This is a genomic window from Pseudonocardia sp. D17, from assembly GCF_036984265.1.
In the GTDB taxonomy this organism is placed as follows: domain Bacteria; phylum Actinomycetota; class Actinomycetes; order Mycobacteriales; family Pseudonocardiaceae; genus Pseudonocardia; species Pseudonocardia benzenivorans.
This window is the reverse complement of the sequence record NZ_BPRG01000168.1, coordinates 88,647-103,200: the sequence shown is the minus strand read 5'-3', so window position 1 is coordinate 103,200 and position 14,554 is coordinate 88,647. Positions and strand designations below refer to the sequence as shown.

The 14,554-nt window shown below is 73.8% G+C and carries 12 protein-coding genes; all 12 read right to left on the bottom strand.

What is annotated here, in order from left to right; all coding sequences use genetic code 11:
- Window positions 1–31: 31 nt before the first annotated feature.
- A complete protein-coding gene (locus PSD17_RS24165) occupies window positions 32–4,693 on the bottom strand; it encodes an ABC transporter transmembrane domain-containing protein (protein WP_339124643.1) in 4,662 nt (1,553 codons plus the stop codon).
- A 115-nt stretch (window positions 4,694–4,808) separates the two neighbouring features.
- Window positions 4,809–4,994, bottom strand: coding sequence for a hypothetical protein (locus PSD17_RS24160; protein WP_013676582.1), 186 nt, complete (start codon window positions 4,992–4,994; stop codon window positions 4,809–4,811).
- A gap of 510 nt (window positions 4,995–5,504) precedes the next feature.
- Entirely contained in the window at window positions 5,505–6,257 is a 753-nt protein-coding gene (locus PSD17_RS24155) for a sirohydrochlorin chelatase (protein ID WP_013676581.1), read from the bottom strand.
- Window positions 6,250–7,152, bottom strand: coding sequence for an ABC transporter permease (locus PSD17_RS24150; RefSeq protein ID WP_339124640.1), 903 nt, complete (start codon window positions 7,150–7,152; stop codon window positions 6,250–6,252). Before PSD17_RS24150 ends, PSD17_RS24155 begins: the two co-directional genes overlap by 8 nt.
- Window positions 7,142–7,942 carry an ABC transporter ATP-binding protein gene (locus PSD17_RS24145; protein ID WP_339124638.1) on the bottom strand — a complete coding sequence of 267 codons (801 nt, stop codon included), beginning with the start codon at window positions 7,940–7,942 and terminating at the stop codon, window positions 7,142–7,144. Before PSD17_RS24145 ends, PSD17_RS24150 begins: the two co-directional genes overlap by 11 nt.
- A gap of 62 nt (window positions 7,943–8,004) precedes the next feature.
- Window positions 8,005–9,102, bottom strand: coding sequence for an ABC transporter substrate-binding protein (locus PSD17_RS24140; RefSeq protein ID WP_013676578.1), 1,098 nt, complete (start codon window positions 9,100–9,102; stop codon window positions 8,005–8,007).
- 39 nt (window positions 9,103–9,141) lie between these two features.
- Window positions 9,142–10,491: a sulfate adenylyltransferase subunit 1 gene (locus PSD17_RS24135; protein WP_339124637.1), complete on the bottom strand. Its 1,350-nt coding sequence runs from the start codon at window positions 10,489–10,491 to the stop codon at window positions 9,142–9,144.
- A complete protein-coding gene (gene cysD / locus PSD17_RS24130; protein ID WP_013676576.1) occupies window positions 10,491–11,393 on the bottom strand; it encodes a sulfate adenylyltransferase subunit CysD in 903 nt (300 codons plus the stop codon). Before cysD ends, PSD17_RS24135 begins: the two co-directional genes overlap by 1 nt.
- A gap of 8 nt (window positions 11,394–11,401) precedes the next feature.
- Window positions 11,402–12,106 (bottom strand): phosphoadenylyl-sulfate reductase, encoded by a 705-nt coding sequence (locus tag PSD17_RS24125; RefSeq protein ID WP_013676575.1) that lies wholly within the window; start codon window positions 12,104–12,106, stop codon window positions 11,402–11,404.
- A complete protein-coding gene (locus PSD17_RS24120) occupies window positions 12,103–12,279 on the bottom strand; it encodes a hypothetical protein (protein ID WP_013676574.1) in 177 nt (58 codons plus the stop codon). The genes PSD17_RS24125 and PSD17_RS24120 overlap by 4 nt, the downstream gene beginning before the upstream one ends.
- A gap of 64 nt (window positions 12,280–12,343) precedes the next feature.
- Window positions 12,344–14,023 carry a nitrite/sulfite reductase gene (locus PSD17_RS24115; protein WP_013676573.1) on the bottom strand — a complete coding sequence of 560 codons (1,680 nt, stop codon included), beginning with the start codon at window positions 14,021–14,023 and terminating at the stop codon, window positions 12,344–12,346.
- 125 nt (window positions 14,024–14,148) lie between these two features.
- Entirely contained in the window at window positions 14,149–14,232 is an 84-nt protein-coding gene (locus PSD17_RS35430; protein WP_379653349.1) for a putative leader peptide, read from the bottom strand.
- Window positions 14,233–14,554: the final 322 nt, after the last annotated feature.

The window sequence follows — 14,554 nt, the reverse complement described above, 5'->3', positions numbered from 1 at the left end:
CGGGCCGGCCGTCCCGCAGGCGCGCCCGAGGTCAGCGGCGGCGGCGCGGCGCCGGCGGGACCTTGGGGAGCTCGCCGGTGAGCAGCGACCGTCGCCGGGGGCGAGGGATCGCGCGGAAGGCCGTCGTCTCCGGGTCGAGATCGGCGTCGTCCTCGGGGACCCGCGGGTCGGGCACGGTGAGCTTCTCGAACGCCTGGGTCAGGTGCGCGAGGGGCAGCGCGCGCGTCGGCTCGTCGAGGTCGGGCACCGCGTGCCGGTCGGGATCGGGACGACGCAGGTGGTCGGCACCCTCGGCGCGACCCCGGGATCGTCCGCGCCGCGGCCCGTCGCCGGAGTGCCGGGCACGGCGCCCCTCGGACGTGCCGGGGTCGTTCGACGACGGTCGGCGCGCGCCCGTGGCGGGGAACGCCGTCGTCTCCGGGTCCTGCTCGTCGCGGGGCCGCCCGGTCCGCGACGGGGCGTCCGCAGCCCGGCGGCGTCGCGCGGGCGTGCCTGCCCGCTCCGGGTCCGGCCGGGTGTGGCGTGGCGGACGGGCGTGATCGCCGCTCTCCTCGGCATGCCGGCTGCGGGCGAGGTGGTCCGCGGGGTCCGCCGTCGTCCTGGCGCGGTGCCGCGTCGGGCGCGCGTCCCGACCCGTCCCGGCGCCGACCTCGTGGTCGTCCGGGTGCCGGCTGTCGACCGGGCGGCCCTCGGTCCCGCGTCCTCGTGCCTGCAGGCCTCCGACCGGACGGCCGTTGACCCGGTCGCCGTGTGCTCGGTCGCCGGCGGCTCGGTCGGCGTCGAGCCGGGTGCCGTTGGTCCGGGTGCCGTTCACGGGGTTGGCGGCGACGGGGTCGGCTCCCCGGCCGGTGCCGGCCGGGCGGCCGTCGACGCGGATGGGGCAGATCGGGCGGTCGTCGACGCGACCGGCGTCGATCGGGCGGTCGTGGCTCCGGCCGCCGTCGCGGAGGGCGGCGAACCCGGTGCCGTCGCCCGGGCGGTCGTCGACGCGGGCGGCGTCGTGTCGGCCCCGGTCGGCGTGGGCGACGCTTGGGCGGTCCTGGCCCCCGTCGCGGTCGACGCGTCGGGCAGCGACCGCGGTGCCGTTGCTCGGGCGGTCGTCGGTGCGGCCGGCGTCGAACCGGCCCCGGTCGGGGCGGGCGGTGCCAACAGGGCAGTCGCCGGCGCGGTCGTCGCCGGTGGCCGCGGGGCGGTCGGTGCGTGCGGGCGCGTCGTCGGCGGGGCGGCCTGCACGGTCGGCGCGAAGACCGGTGGGTCGCGCCTGGTCCGCGGGGCCACGCCGCGGCTCACCGAACCCGACGCCGGTGGGGCGCAGCCCCGGCCGGTCGACGTCGTCGGCCCGGTGACCGTCGAGGGCGCGCCGGCTGCGACCGGACCGCTGGTCGCCGGCTCGCCGGTCGGCGCCGGTGCGGTCGTACGGCCGAGCTTCGCCCGGAGTGCGGTCGTCGACGTGCGCGGCGCGGTCGGGTCGGCCGTCGCGACGCGGCGAGGGGCGGTCGGGGCCGGTGCCGTTGTCGCTGCGGAACCCACGGGGGTGGCCGTTGATGCGGCGTGCGGCGCTGTCGTCGTGGGCGGGGTCGCGGCGGTCCGGAGCGGTGCCGTTGTCGCTGCGAACGCCGAGGTCGTGGCCGTTGACACGGCGTGCGCTGCGGTCGGGCGCCGGGGCGCCGGGGCGGCTCGCGGGACGCCCGTCGGGGACGGGACCGTCGTGGTCGGCGCAATCGTGCCGGGTGTCGCCCGGACGGCGTGACCCGCCGCGGTGGCCCGCCTGCCCACCGGCTCCGAGCGGTCCCCGCGGAGATGGCGCGGGGCGCCCGTCCGGGGCGAACCCGTTGTGCCCGTTGTTCTCGGCCGACCGGCCGCGGTCGCCGGGCCCGTCGCTGCGGACCGAACGCGGGGCGCCGGGGCGCGTCTCGTTCGGCACGGCGCCGGCGGCGGGCGCGCGGCGGCCGTCGCCCACCGGGAACCCGGGCTCCTCGCCCCGGCGATCGCCGGCGTCGACCCCGGCGGAGCGTGGACCGGGCGTGCGCGACCGTGACGTGACGGCCCGGGTCGCCTCGGCCGGGTTCTCGCCGTTCCCGGCGCCACCGCTGCGGGGCCGGCCGTCGGGCGAGAGCAGCGAGGTGTCCTCGACGTGGGAGGGCCGGGGGCGCGGCGCGCCGGACGCCGCGGCGGCGAACACCGCCGAACGCTCGGCCGGGAGGAGCCGGGGGGCCGCCTGTCCGCGGTCGTGGTCGGGCGGCTGCGGCGCGCCCGGCCCTGTCGTACGGGCCGCGAGCGGGAGGGCGACGAACCGCCGCTCCGCGGCCGGTGCCGGCTCGGCCACCGGGCGGGGCCGGACGAAGGGGACCGGCACGGGATCGGTGGGGGTGCCGGGCCGCGCGGCGGACCGGATCGGGACCAGCACCGTCTCCTCGGCCGCCGCGATCGCCGATACGGACGCGGCGGCCGCGGGGACGGGCGCCCCGATCGCCGGCACGGGCGCCGCGATCGCCGGCAAGGGCGACGCGGGCGCGACCGTCGCGCCCCGCCCCGCGGTGCCCGGTCCTGCAGTGCCCGGTCGCGCAGTGCCCGGTCGCGCAGTGCCCGGTCGCGCAGTGCCCGGTCCCGCGGCGCCCCGCCCCGCGCCCTGTCCCGCTCCGCCCTGTCCCACTCCGCCCTGTCCCAGTCCGCTCTGCGCCGCCTCGGGATGGTGCAGCTCGTACAGATGGGCGTAGCCCTCGCTGCGGTCCAGCAGTTCCTCGTGCGTACCGCGTGCGGTGATCTCGCCGTGCTCGACGAAGAGGATCTCGTCGGCATCGGTCACGGTGACCAGGTTGTGGGAGATGATCACCGTCGTGCGGCCGGTCATCAACCGGCGCAACGGCTCCAGCACACGGCGGCTGGACTCGGCGTCCAGGCCGGTGGTCGGCTCGTCGAGCAGCAGGACGGGCGCGTCGCGGATCATCGCCCGCGCGATCGCGATGCGCTGGCGCTGCCCGCCCGACAGCATCCGGCCGCGCTGGCCGATGCGGGTGTCGTAGCCGTCGGGCAGCCGGGTGATGAAGTCGTGGGCGTCGGCGGCTGCCGCGGCGGTGGCGACGTCCTCGTCGGTCGCGTCCGGGCGGCCCCACCGGATGTTGTCGGCGATCGAGCCGTCGAAGACGAGCGTCTCCTGCAGCACGACGGTGATGTTGCGGCGCAGGTCGGCCAGCCGTAGCCGGCGGATGTCGACGCCGTCGAGGCTGACCGTGCCCTGGTCCGGGTCGTAGGTGCGCATGAGCAGCTTGGTCAGCGTCGACTTGCCCGCGCCGCTCGCGCCGACGACCGCGACCTTGCGCCCCGGCGCGATGGTCAGGTCGAGGTGGCTGAGCACCTGCCGGTCGGTGCCCGGGTAGGCGAAGCTCACGCCCTGGAGAGCGATCCTGCCGGTCGCCCGGCCGATCCGGACCGGCTCGGCCGGGTCCTCGACGAGCGGCTTCTCGTCGAGGACCTCGATGATGCGCTCGGCGCTGGCGCTCGCGGCGAAGATCGAGTTGGTGAGCCCTGCGAAGCCCTGGACCGGGCCGTAGAGCTGGGTGATGTAGGCGAGGAAGACGAGCAGGCCGCCGAGGGTGATCCGGTTCTGCGAGAGCTCCCAGACGCCGATGCCGATGACGACGAGCGTCCCGATCGACTCGACCAGCGCGCTGATCGGGGAGAACATCCCCTCGATCTTGATGGCGCGCATCTGGGCGCGGAAGTTGCCGAGGTTCTGGTCGCGGAAGCGGCGGCCCTCGTCGGCGGCGCGGTCGTAGGCCTGGACGAGCGCGACGTTGCCGAAGCTCTCCTCCGCCACCGCGCTGATGGAGCCGGCCCGGCGGCGGCTCTCACGCGCGGCCGACTGGATCCGTTTCGCGAACACCCGCGCGACGAGCAGGAAGAAGGGCGCGGCGACGAGTGCCGCGAGCGCGAGCTGCCAGTTCAGGACGAACATGGCGCCCGCGTAGAAGACGATCTGGAAGCTGTAGGTCAGCGCCATGTTGACGCCGGTCAGCATGAGCTGCTCGATCGAGGAGACGTCGCCGGTCAGCCGGGAGAGCAGGTCGCCGAGCTGGCGGGTCTCGAAGTAGCCGGACGAGAGCCGGTGCAGGTGGTCGAACACCCGTTGCCGCACGGCCATCACGAACTTCTCGCCGACCCACGCCGTCATGTACTCGTCGGCGAAGTTGATCAGCCCACCGATGACGGTGATCGCGAGGAAGGCGCCCGCGATGAGCGGGAAGAGCCGGAAGTCGTGGGGGGTGAGGACGTCGTCGACGAGGATCTTGAACAGGTAGATGTTGACGGTGCCCAGCGCGGGCCCGACGCCGACCAGTGCCAGGCTGAGCAGCATCCGCCCGCGGAACGGCTTGGTGTCGGGCCAGAACCGGCGGAAGATGTGCCGGATCGGGACCTTGGCGGCCTCGCGGACGTCCGCGATCGTGCTGCGCTCGTACGGACCGTCGTCCTCGCCGTCGTCGTCCTCGCCGTCGTACGGCTCGCGGTGCGAGTCATCGTCGCGGTCGCGGTCGCGGTCGCGGTCGCGGTCGCGGTCGCGGTCGCGGGTGTCGGGCCGGTCGCGGGCGCCGTGCGTGTGGTCCCGGTGCTCGTGGTCGTGCTCGTGCTCGTGGTCCGGGATCTCCGAAGCCCGGCGCGGCGGGGACGGGCGTCCCCCGGCGGCGGTGGTGGACATCGACGAACTCCGTTCATGCCGACGGCCCCGCGCCGCTGGGGCTTCGCGCGGGGCCGCCGGAACCGCTACTCAGCCAGGCTGAGTCAGGCGTGCTGGTCTCTGCTGGGGCGAGAGATCAGCGGCCGCAGTGGTCGCGGTGGTGCTGGCGCTTCGACTTGCGGGCGCACGGGTCGTCGTGGTGGTGGTGACGACGGCCGTGGTGGTGTCCGTGGTGGTGGTCGTCGTCGTGGTGCGACGGCGGCTTCGGCAGCCCACAGGTCGGCTTCGGGGGCGCCGGCTTGTGCGAACGACGAACAGACATTGGCACTTCCTTTCGAACTCGTGCAGCGCGCGATTGGCGCCGCTGCACACTCTTTCGTATTCCGCACAGCCACGTTTCAGCCGACACACACATTCACCTGCCCGTCGCAACCCCCCGAACAGGTCACCCGGTCGGTGGCCAACGTCTCCCCGACCCATGGTGCGGTGGCACCGACGGCCCCCGTGGCGCTCTCCGCCGGTGCCGTCCGCGGCGGCGTTCACGCTGCTCTACACCGTCTTCGGCATGCAGTGATCATGGTTCGCCACGGACCGCCGCCCGTTGCGCCGAACGAGTGGACGCCGCACGGGTTGGCGTCCGTTCGGGGACGTGCGGGCGGCGTCGGAATGACGTGGCACCACGAAACTTTTCCGCGCGGGCGCCCTCTCCACCACCGATCCGAGTCGGCCGAATGCGCTCCGTGAGACCGTCCGTTTCGTCCCGCGACTGTTCGTCGGAATCGCGCGCGCAAACGGATGCGTGGAAATGCGCCGAACGGCGCAACGTGATTTGTCAGCCCGCGTCGACGAATGCGGAGGGTGTAACACTTGCGTGGATCGTGACGCCGTGGCGGGCGAGCAGGGTTGCGGCCACGAGAGGGTGGTCGCCCAGCGGCTCGGCGACGACGGCCGTCGGGTCGGCGGCGAGAGCCTGGTCCCGGACGCGGTCGAGCAGCCGGCCCGGGGCGAGGAACCACGGCAGGACGGCGATCCGCCGCGCCCCGCCGTCGCGGAGCCGGGAGATCGCCTCGGGGACGGTCGGTCCCGCCGAGGTGGCGAACGCGGCCGACGCCCGCGGCAGCCCGGCGGCGAGGGCGCTGACGGCGTCGTTCGCGGCGGCGTGGCTCGATCCGGCGGCGGCGAGGACGACACCGGTCCGCGGGGCGTCGGCGGCGGTGACGGCGGCGGCCAGGCGCGCCCGCGCGGCGGCGAGCAGTGCGGCGGGCTCGGCGCCCAGCACCGGGGAGACGGCGACGTCGAGGCGTGGCAGCCGCGTCGAGGCGGCCTCCACGGCGGCGGGGACGTCGACCCGGGCGTGGAACGCGGTGCCCAGCAGCAACGGCACGACCACGGCGCGCCGGTGCCCGTCGGCGGCGACGGCGTGCAGCACGTCGGGCAGCCGGGGGGCGTTGAAATCGAGGAACGACAGCCGGACGTCCAGTCCCGGCGCCTGGGCGGCGGCCTCGCGCACGAGGCGGTGCATCGTCGCCGCCGAGCGGCCGTCGCGGCTGCCGTGTGCGACGGCGACGAGCGCGGGCTCAGACACCGGCCGCGAGCCCGCGCACGCGCAGCACGCGACGCTCGATCGGCCGGAAGATCAGCAGTTCGATCCCGATGCCCACGATGAGGATCAGGAAGATCGCGGCGATGACCTTCGGCATGTCGTTGAAGTCGCTGCCTTCCTTGAGGAAGGCGCCCAGGCCGATGCCCAGCAGCGGTCCGGCCGCGATGATCTCGGCCGCCATCAGCGACCGCCAGGAGAACGCCCAGCCCTGCTTGCAGCCGGCCAGGAAGCCGGGCAGGGCCGCGGGCAGCAGGATGTGCCGCGCGGTGGCCAGCCCGCTCGCGCCGATGACCTTGCCGACACGCGGGAAGATCGGCGGGATCTGGTCGATGCCGGACACCAGGCCGTTGGCGATCGAGGGGATCGACCCGGCGAGCACGACGAAGTAGATCGTGGAGTCGGTCAGCCCGAACCAGAGCACCGCGGCGGGGACCCAGGCGACCGACGGCAGGCTCTGCAGGCCCGACAGCAGCGGGCCGATCGCCGCGCGCACGACGCGGACGCGGGCCACGAGCAGGCCGAGCGGCACGGCGATGACCAGCGCCATGGCGAAGCCCACGAACGCCCGGCTGATCGAGGTCCAGAGGATCGACAGGACCTGCCCGTCGCCGACGACGGTGGCGAACGAGTCCCACACCGCCAGCGGCGCGGGGATCTTGAACTCGGGCACGATCGCCGACGCCCAGATCACCTGCCACACGCCGATGAACAGCGCGAACGCGACGATGGGCGGCACCCCGGTCCTCAGGAACCGGCGCCACCACGGCACCCGGCGGACGGTGGGCGTGTCGAGGGCGTCGAGCCCGGCGAGCTCGGCGGCGGACTCGTCGTCGGCGAGCGGTGCGCCGGCCGGGCGCGGTGCGGTCTCAGGCTGCATGGCTCGCGATGACCTGGCGCAGCCGCCCGGTGATCTCGTCGTGGAGCCGGTCGCGGTCGTCGCCGACCGCCCACTCGCCGACGACGGTGCCGGGCCGCGACGACAGCAGCACGACGCGCTGGGCCAGCCGGACCGCCTCGCGGACGTCGTGGGTGACGAAGACGATCGTGGTGCCGGTGGCCCGCCACACCCGCAGCAGTTCACCCTGCAGGGCGTCGCGGGTGATGGCGTCGAGCGCGGCGAAGGGCTCGTCCATCAGCAGGACCCCGCCCCCGGCGCCGTCGGGCCCCGTCGCGGCGGCGAGCGCACGGGCCAGCGAGACGCGCTGGCGCATGCCGCCGGAGAGCTCGTGCGGACGCTTGTCGGCCAGGCCGTCCAGCCGGACCAGCGTGAGCAGCTCGGCGGCGCGCGCCCGCCGCGCCGACCGGGACAGCCCCGAGAGCTGCAGCGGCAGCTCCACGTTGCGGCCCGCGGTCAGCCACGGCAGGAGCGCGGCCTCCTGGAACATGAACGAGGGGGAGCCGGCCGGCCTGGTCAGCGTGCCCGCTGTGGGCTCGTCGAGCCCGGCGACCAGGTTGAGCAGCGTCGACTTGCCACAGCCCGACGCGCCGAGCAGGCACACGAACTCGCCCGGCGCGACGGCCAGGTCGACGTTCTGCAGCGCCGTCACCGCGTCGGAGCCGCTGCCGAACGTCTTGCCGACACCCTCGAGCCGCACCGCCTCCGGCTGCCCGGGGGCGGCCGGCGTACGGGTCGCGGTGGTCTCGGTCCCGGTCGTGGTGGTGGTCATCGGGCCGTCACCCTTCTCGTCTGGGGTGGGGGCGGCTCCCGGTGGGGAGCCGCCCCCGAGGGTCAGGAGCTCTTCGGCCTGTCGAGGCCCGCGGCGTCGACCGGGGGCTTGCCCGCGGCCTTCAGCACCGCGTTCACCGCCGTGACGTCGAGGAAGCCGTGCAGGTCGGTCTCCTTCTGCGTCGCGCCCGCGGTCACGCTGTCCTTGGACAGCTGCGGGAACGTCGCGGCGAGGGGATCGAGGCCGAAGGACAGCTCCGTGAAGGCCCGGTCGACGATGTTCGGTGCCAGCGCCGAGCCGGAGAGCTGCTTGATCGCGTTGTTCGCCGCGGTCTTCGCGCCGGCCGGATCGCTCGCGATGAAGTCGATGGCCTTCTGCTCACCGCGCAGCAGCGCCTCGACGGCGTCGGGGTGCTGCTGCAGGAAGGCGGTGCGGACGATCACGACGGTCGTCGGGAACTGGCCGTTCGGCCACAGCGTGCGCTCGTCGACGAGCACCGAGGCGCCCGCGTCGACGAGCCGGGAGCTCCAGGGCTCGGGCAGCCAGCCGCCCGCGATCTGGCCGGACTTGAACAGGTCGAGCGTGCGCGGGTTGTCCAGGTTCTGGACGACGACCTTGTTCGGGTCGGGCGCCGTGGCGATCTCGAGGTTGTTGGCCTTGAGCCACTTCTTCAGCGACACGTCCTGGGTGTTGCCCAGCTGCGGCGTCGCGATCGTCTTGCCCTTGAGCTGCTCGGGGCTGGTGATGTCCTTGGAGACGACGAGCTGCGCGCCCCCCGACGCGGCGCCCGCGATCAGCCGGACGGCCTCGCCGTTGGACTTGGCGAACGCGTTGATCGCCGGGCTGGACCCGATGAACGCCACGTCGAGCGAGCCGCCGAGCAGGGCGTTGACCTCGTCGGGACCCGCGTTGAACGTCTGCGTCGTCAGCTTCGTGGAGCCGAGCTCCTGCGCGAAGTAGCCCTTGTCGACGCCGATCAGCGCCGGCGCGTGGGTGATGTTCGGGAAGTATCCGAGGCGCAGCTCCGCGGCCGGCGACGTGGCGGCCGCCGACCCGGAGCCGCTGGACTCGGAGTCCGAGGCCCGCGAACAGGACGCCAGCACCCCCACCGCGGCGAGGGCGGCGAGGACGGCGATGGGAACTCTGGAACGCAGGCGCATCGGACGGGACTTCCTTTCGGGGGATGGGAAGAGCGGGGACTACGGTCCGGGGGTCGACGGCGCCCGGCTGGGCAGGTCGACCAGGACGAGTGGGTCGCCGACGAGCCCGGCGGCGAGGGTGTTGCCCGTGGGTGGGTCGATGAGCAGGAACCCGCCGGTGGCGCGGATGTCGGCGTAGTCGTCGACCGGCAGCGGGTCGGCGGTGCGCAACGCGACCCGGCCGATGTCGTTGATGGCCAGCTCGGCGGGCTGCTCGAGGGCGAACGTGTCGGTGTCGAGCCGGTCACGCAGGTCGCCGACGATCACCTGCGTCGTGCGAGTGCCGTGCTTGAGCAGTAGCCGGGCGCCGGGACGCAGTGGCTTCTCGGCGAGCCAGCACAGCGTCGCGTCCAGTTCGTCGGTGACCCGCGGCGGCGCGTCGGCGGCGGCGATGACGTCGCCGCGCGACAGGTCGATGTCGTCGGTGAGCAGGATGGTGACGCTGCGCCCGGCGGCCGCGGCCGCCAGCGGTCCGTCGGCCGTCTCGACCGATGCGACGGTGGTCCGGTGCCCACCCGGCAGCACGACGACCTCGTCGCCGGGCCGGACCGTGCCGGAGGCGACCTGGCCGGCGTAGCCGCGGTAGTCGTGCAGGTCCCCCCAGCGCGAAGCGTCAGCGGAGCGCGCATCAGCAGCGGTACGGGGACGGATCACGTACTGCACGGGGAGCCGGAACGGTGCGTCGGCCTCCGGGCCGGTGACGGGCACCGACTCCAGGTGGCCGAGGAGCGTCGGGCCCTCGTACCAGGGGGTGTGCGGGCTGCGCTCGACGACGTTGTCGCCGACCAGCGCCGACACCGGGATCGTGACGACGGCGTCGTCGGCGAAGCCCAGCGACCGGGCGAGCCCGGCGAAGTCCTTGGCGATGGCCTCCAGGACCGCCTGGTCGTAGTCGACGAGGTCGATCTTGTTGATGGCCAGGACGAGCCGCGGGACCCGCAGCAGGGCGAGCACGGCGGCGTGCCGGCGGGTCTGCTCGACGACGCCGTTGCGCGCGTCGACCAGCAGCACCGCGAGCTCGGCCGTCGACGCGCCGGTCACCGTGTTGCGGGTGTACTGCACGTGGCCCGGGGTGTCGGCGAGGACGAACTCGCGGGTCGGGGTGCCGAAGTAGCGGTAGGCGACGTCGATCGTGATGCCCTGCTCGCGCTCGGCGCGCAGGCCGTCGACCAGCAGGGACAGGTCGGGCGTCGTCAGGCCCTTGTCGACCGAGGCGCGCTGCACGGCCTCGATCTGGTCGGCCAGCACCGACTTGGTGTCGTAGAGCAGCCGGCCCACCAGGGTGGACTTGCCGTCGTCGACGGATCCGGCGGTCGCGAACCGCAGCAGGTCGCGGGTGTTCTCACCCATCAGAAGTACCCCTCACGCTTGCGGTCCTCCATCGCTGCCTCGGACAGCCGGTCGTCGGCACGGGTGGCGCCGCGCTCGGTCAGCCGCGACGCGGTGACCTCGGCGATCACCTCGTCGAGCGTCGTCGCCGTGGACTCGACGGCGCCGGTGCAGGAACCGTCGCCGACCGTCCGGTAGCGGACGGTCCGCCGCTCGAGCGTCTCGTCGCCCCGCGGCCCGCCCCACGGGCCCTCGGCCAGCCACATCCCGTCGCGGCGGAACACCTCGCGCTGGTGCGCGTAGTAGATGGACGGCAGCTCGATCCCCTCGCGCTGGATGTAGCGCCAGACGTCGAGCTCGGTCCAGTTGGAGATCGGGAAGACGCGGACGTGCTCGCCCGGCGCGTGCCGGCCGTTGTAGAGGTTCCACAGCTCCGGACGCTGCTTGCGCGGGTCCCAGCGGCCGAACGCGTCGCGCAGGCTCATGACGCGCTCCTTGGCGCGCGCCCGCTCCTCGTCGCGGCGGCCGCCGCCGAACACGGCGTCGAACTTCTTCTCGACGATCGAGTCCAGCAACGGAACCGTCTGCAGCGGGTTGCGGGTGCCGTCGGCGCGCTCGACGAGGCGCCCGTCGTCGATCCAGTCCTGGACGTGCGCGACCTCGAGCCGCAGCCCGAGCTTCGCGACGAGCGCGTCGCGGAACTCGATGACCTCCGGATAGTTGTGCCCGGTGTCGACGTGCAGCAGCGGGAACGGCACCGGTGCCGGCGCGAACGCCTTCACCGCGAGGTGCACCAGCAGCGTCGAGTCCTTGCCGCCGGAGAAGAGGATCACGGGCCGGTCGAACTCGCCCGCGACCTCGCGGAAGACGTGGATCGACTCGGACTCCAGCGCGTCGAGCGCGTCGACCGTCGGGATGCTCACGGAGGCGCTCACTGGACGTGCAGCCCGCACTCGATCTTGCCGGTGCCCGCCCAGCGCCCCGAGCGCGGGTCGGCGCCCGGCAGCGGCCTGGCCGTGCACGGCGCGCAGCCGATGGACGGGTACCCCTCACCGACCAGCGGGTTCACCAGGACTCCGTGCTCGGCGATGTAGGCCTCCATGTCGTCGTCGCTCCAGGCCGCGATCGGGTTGACCTTGACCAGGCCGAACTTCTCGTCGTAGGTGACGAGGGGGGTGGCGGCCCTGGTCGGCGCCTCGACGCGGCGGACACCGGTGACCCAGGCGTCGTAACGGGCGAGGGTGGACTGCAGGGGCGCGACCTTGCGCAGCGCGCAGCACTGGTTGGGGTCGCGCGCGAACAGGTCCTTACCCCACTCGGCGTCCTGCTCGGCGACCGTCTGCGCCGCCGTCGCGTTGACGATCCGCACGTCGTAGACGTGTTCGACGGCGTCGCGGGTGCCGATCGTCTCGGCGAAGTGGTAGCCGGTCTCCAGGAACAGGATCTCCACGCCCGGCCTGGCCCTGGCGGCCAGGTCGACCAGTACCGCGTCCTGCATGTTGGACGCGACGACCAGCCGGTCGCCGAACGTCTCCGCCGCCCAGGCGAGCACCTGCTCGGCGGTGGCGTCGGGACCGAGCTCGTCGGCCCCGCGCTCGGCCAGCGCGCGCAGGTCGGTCTCCGTCGCGACGCTCATCGCTTGGTCACCTCGGGCACTCCGATCCCGATCATCTTCACGGTGAAGGTGCGCAGGCAGTCGGCGCAGTACCACGCGCCGTGCGGCACCTTCTCGGTCTGTTCGGCGGGGCGGAGGTCCTCCTCGCCGCAGTACGGGCAGTAGAACGGCACTGCCCTCGTCGGCGCGCTCACGCGACCTCCTCGCCTGCGTTCGTCCGCCGCGTCCGCGGACCCGCCGTGCCGAGCGCGAGCTCGGTCACGTGAGGGCGTCCTCGTCGGCGCGCAGCACCCACTGTGCGAACCGCTCGCCCTCGGTGCGCTGCGCGACGTAGTTGCGCACGATCCGGTCGACGTAGTCGCCCAGCTCGGCGCTGGTGACCTTGAGGCCGCGCAGCTTGCGGCCGAACCCGGCGTCGAGACCCAGCCCGCCGCCCAGGTGCACCTGGAAGCCCTCGACCTGGTTGCCGTCGGCGTCGGTGACGATCTGGCCCTTGAGCCCGATGTCGGCGACCTGGGTGCGCGCGCAGGAGTTGGGGCAGCCGTTGAGGTGGATCGAGATCGGGACGTCCGGGTGGACGTCGGCGAGGCGCTGCTCCAGCTCGTCGACCAGCCGGATCGCCCGCTCCTTGGTCTCGACGATCGCGAGCTTGCAGAACTCGATGCCCGTGCAGGCCATGGTCGCTCGCCGCCACGGCGACGGATCGGCCTGCAGACCGAGGCCCGCGAGCTCCTCGGTGAGGGCCGCGACGCTCTCGTCGGGCACGTCGAGCACGACGATCTTCTGCTGCGGGGTGAGCCGGACCCGGCGCGAGCCGACCGACTCCGCCGCCTTGGCGAGCGCGACCAGCGTCGTCCCCGAGACCCGGCCGGACGCCGGCGCCACGCCGATGTAGTTGCGGCCGTCGGTCTGCTTGTGGACGCCGATGTGGTCGATCGGGCGCTCCGGGGTCGCGGGTGCCGGGCCGTCGACGAGCGGGCGGCCCAGGTACTCCTCCTCCAGGACCCGGCGGAACTCCGCGGCGCCCCAGTCGGCGATCAGGAACTTGATGCGGGCGCGGTGGCGCAGCCGGCGGTAGCCGTAGTCGCGGAAGACGGAGATGATCCCGGCCCACACGTCGGGGACCTCGTCGAGCGGGACCCAGGCGCCCAGCCGCTGCGCGATCTTCGGGTTCGTCGACAGCCCGCCGCCGACCCAGACGTCGAAGCCCGGCCCGTGCTCGGGGTGCACCGAGCCGATGAACGAGACGTCGTTGACCTCGTGCGCGACGTCCTGCTGCCAGGAGATGGCGGTCTTGAACTTGCGCGGCAGGTTGGAGAACTCGGGGCTGCCGATGTAGCGGTCGAGGATCGTGCGGATCGCGGGCTCGGGGTCGAGCACCTCGTCGGCGGAGATCCCGGCGACGGGGGACCCGAGGATGACGCGCGGGGTGTCGCCGCAGGCCTCGGTGGTGAGCAGGCCGACGCCCTCCAGCCGCTTCCAGATCGCCGGCATGTCCTCGATGGCGATCCAGTGGTACTGGACGTTCTGCCGGTCGGTGACGTCCGCGGTGTCGCGGGCGTACTGCTCGGAGATCTCGCCGACGACGCGCAGCTGCTCGGTGGTCAGGGCGCCGCCGTCGATGCGGACCCGGAGCATGAAGTAGCGGTCGTCGAGCTCCTCGGGCTCGAGCGCCGCGGTCCGGCCGCCGTCGATCCCGGGCTTGCGCTGGGTGTACAGACCCCACCAGCGCATCCGGCCGCGCAGGTCGGACGGGTCGATCGCGTCGAACCCCTGCTTGGAGTAGATGTTCTCGATCCGCGCACGAACGTTGAGCCCGTCGTCGTCGCGCTTGACGCGCTCGTTCGGGTTCAGCGGCTCACGGTGGCCGAGCTTCCACTGGCCCTCACCGCGCTTCGGGCGCGCAGGGGACTTCGCGGGCGGGGTGGTGGGCGGCAATTCGGGGCCTCCGGAGGAGGGCAGGGCTCACCGACCCCCGGGAATCGTGCGGCAGCGAACGACAACCGGAGCGCGGCTCACCCTGCGCCGGTGATCGATCCGTGGTGGGACGGCGGCGCGCGGGCTCAGCTCGCGCGACAGATCGCGCTGGTGACACGCTGCAGATCGACGTGGCGACGGGCCACGAGCCGCAGGGTCAGCGCATTCACGCGTTCAGGGTGCCATGTCCGGACGGCTGAGGCCAAAGACCGTCTGGCCCCTGGGAGTGTCCGGTTAATTGTCCGGACATTTCAGGGTGGGTACTCCGACGTGCTGATCCACGCGAGCGGGGGACCGGGCCGCCCGTCCCGGCCGCCGCGGATGTGACGTGATCGGTCGCACCGGCGCCTCGCCGACGCGGTCTCGGCCCGTTCGTACCCCGATGTCCGGCACCGTCCTTTTCGGACGCGCCGACTCTCAGCGCACTCCCAGACTCGCCTGGTGCCGCTCTCAGGGACCGCGGTTAGCGTCGGCCCGCCGGCCGCGGGGCAC